This window comes from Pectobacterium brasiliense, assembly GCF_013449685.1.
In the GTDB taxonomy this organism is placed as follows: domain Bacteria; phylum Pseudomonadota; class Gammaproteobacteria; order Enterobacterales; family Enterobacteriaceae; genus Pectobacterium; species Pectobacterium brasiliense_A.
In genome coordinates, this window is the sequence record NZ_JACDSF010000062.1 from 5695 (window position 1) to 7703 (window position 2009).

The following is a 2009-nucleotide window of genomic DNA, read 5'->3' on the forward strand; positions in this document are numbered from 1 at the left end:
GTTGTACATAGCGGGTATCACTGGCAATAAATAATCTAAAAAAAGAAGAAAGAAAATGAGAGCATGACTGCACCGTGTGCAGGCTGAAATAACGGAGGGGCTGAGAATGTCTTGTACAGCGCTATACTGTCTCAAAAATCGGAGGTGGGACAATGGCGTGGGTCAGCGTGAGACAGGCGATGGAATTGACCGGAAAAGGGCGAAGTTCGCTGTACCGGGATATGGCGAAAGGCCGTGTATCATATAGGTCTGAGTCTGATGGCGGTCGCTCTCTCGATACCAGTGAATTGATGCGGGTGTACGGTGAATTGAAACCGGATGAGACAACGCAGTGGGACACTCGGGGACAGGGTGATGAGACAGATAATAGCGTAATGAAAGACTTGGTTTTGGAGCTGAAAGCGCTCCGGGAAGAAGTGTCGGGTCTCAAACTGGAGCTTCAGGAAATACGCCGGCTGGAATACAAGCCGGCACCGGTTGAATCAGAGAATGTTCACCCTAAACCCTGGTGGCGCCGCTGGTTAGGATAAAACGGGCGCCAGTTCGTTAATCGTCTTTATCAGGAAGTTGCTCTGGGTGGTAGCAATCATAAAAATCCCGGAGTTTTTCGTGCAGCACAAACGCAAGAATTTCGCGTACCTGATCGTGGGTGATAGCGGTGACGGCATAGGACAGAGCACAACATTGGTCTAACAGTTCATCAGGCCTAAGAGGGGTATTGTCGAACATGATGGTCTTCCGATAGTGAGATATTTCACCACCATAAGAGTTCCTACGCTCTTTGGGTGGTAGCCCAGACGGGGGTAGGAATACCGGTACTATCGACCCGGCCAGCCCGAAGGCTGCCCCGCCTGAGCCACCATTGAGGCGAACAGAGGCTGCGATATAAAAAAGGACGCTGGCGCGTCCGATCTTATCGCCGATAGTAAGTCCGGGTTCCTACACCCGGTCACCGATGTGCGGTGACCGAGCAATCATAGCTGAAAATAGCGGGAAAAGGAGGGCTTATTGAGTGAGTGGATGGTTAATTTAGAGATGAAATGCGACACGTTTCCCTGTCGGTAACGTGACATCAATGCTCAGTTCTCCACCTAATGCTGCTACATAACGTTTTAACGTGGAAAGACGAGGGTCATTTTCAGGATTCTCCATCTTGGCCAGTGTTGGTTGGGATATGCCAATCGCCCGTGCCAGTTCTGTCTGAGAGATCTCTAATTCATCACGTAGCTGACTAAGGGCAATAATCAGGCTTGTCTCTTCGACCCGCGCCGCTACGCGAGCCTGCATTTCCGGACTCTCTTTTTCCAGTAGCTCTCTGTATGTCGCCATGATTATTTCTCCAGGTTAGCCAGATGTTTTAGGTATTCAGAATCGGCAAGTCGAATCATATCTCTGTAGAATCGCTTCTCGTTTATCCCGGTCTTATCTCCGGCACATAACACGATAGCTTTACGTGTCGGATCAAAAGCAAAGAATGCTCTTATTGGTTTACCTGCATGTTGAACACGTAACTCTTTCATATTCGGAAAATCTGAGCCGTTTAATGTGTCTACATATGGCCTGCCGAGCTTAGGTCCGAATTTCTCTAAGATCCCCATTGCCTCGTAAACCGATTCTCTCAGTGAATCATCTTGAGTTAAAAACCAGGCGTCGAAGCACTCTGTCGTTATTACTTCCCACATGTTCTCTGCCTATTAATTATAGCTTTATTGCTATAAATAACTATAGCAATAAAGCTATAAAGATGAAATCCCTATCAATAATGACACCCCACTGAACCTCTTCCTCTTATAGCCTTTTGATATGTAAGTGATGATGCAGTGAAGCTGGTTAATCCGGCTGCTCGGAGGATAGGACTACTGTTACAGGCGGTTCTGATGAATGGTTTATATGGGGATGGAAATGAAAAGCGTTTTACAAATGCGATTGGTGTTAGAAGTAACAAAAGTTCTGATAGATATCGTGCTGATCATCATAATGTTTAAACGGTAGAGATGAGGAGTCATTTT

Annotated in this window: 4 protein-coding genes; 1 reads left to right on the forward strand and 3 read right to left on the reverse strand. The window is 47.0% G+C overall.

From position 1 onward, the window contains the following. Positions 1–152 precede the first annotated feature (152 nt). The gene (locus tag H0248_RS19405; RefSeq protein WP_039318321.1) at positions 153–530 is read left to right on the forward strand and encodes a hypothetical protein; all 378 of its coding nucleotides are present in this window, start codon (positions 153–155) and stop codon (positions 528–530) included. Between the two features lie 16 nt (positions 531–546). On the opposite strand, the gene H0248_RS19410 is transcribed toward H0248_RS19405, so the two are convergent. From H0248_RS19410 to H0248_RS19425, 3 genes are all read right to left on the reverse strand, one after another. Next, positions 547–729 (reverse strand): hypothetical protein, encoded by a 183-nt coding sequence (locus H0248_RS19410; RefSeq protein ID WP_072013623.1) that lies wholly within the window; start codon positions 727–729, stop codon positions 547–549. A gap of 300 nt (positions 730–1029) precedes the next feature. Next, entirely contained in the window at positions 1030–1329 is a 300-nt protein-coding gene (locus H0248_RS19420; RefSeq protein ID WP_180787148.1) for a helix-turn-helix domain-containing protein, read from the reverse strand. 2 nt (positions 1330–1331) lie between these two features. Continuing rightward, the gene (locus H0248_RS19425) at positions 1332–1682 is read right to left on the reverse strand and encodes a type II toxin-antitoxin system RelE/ParE family toxin (RefSeq protein ID WP_039318317.1); all 351 of its coding nucleotides are present in this window, start codon (positions 1680–1682) and stop codon (positions 1332–1334) included. Between the last annotated feature and the right edge of the window lie 327 nt (positions 1683–2009).

What these genes read in the sequence shown, in the direction of transcription:
- H0248_RS19410 (WP_072013623.1), bottom strand. Translation starts at nt 729, where the DNA reads ATGTTCGACAATACCCCTCTTAGGCCTGATGAACTGTTAGACCAATGT.
- H0248_RS19420 (WP_180787148.1), bottom strand. Translation starts at nt 1,329, where the DNA reads ATGGCGACATACAGAGAGCTACTGGAAAAAGAGAGTCCGGAAATGCAG.
- H0248_RS19425 (WP_039318317.1), bottom strand. Translation starts at nt 1,682, where the DNA reads ATGTGGGAAGTAATAACGACAGAGTGCTTCGACGCCTGGTTTTTAACT.
- H0248_RS19405 (WP_039318321.1), top strand. Translation starts at nt 153, where the DNA reads ATGGCGTGGGTCAGCGTGAGACAGGCGATGGAATTGACCGGAAAAGGG.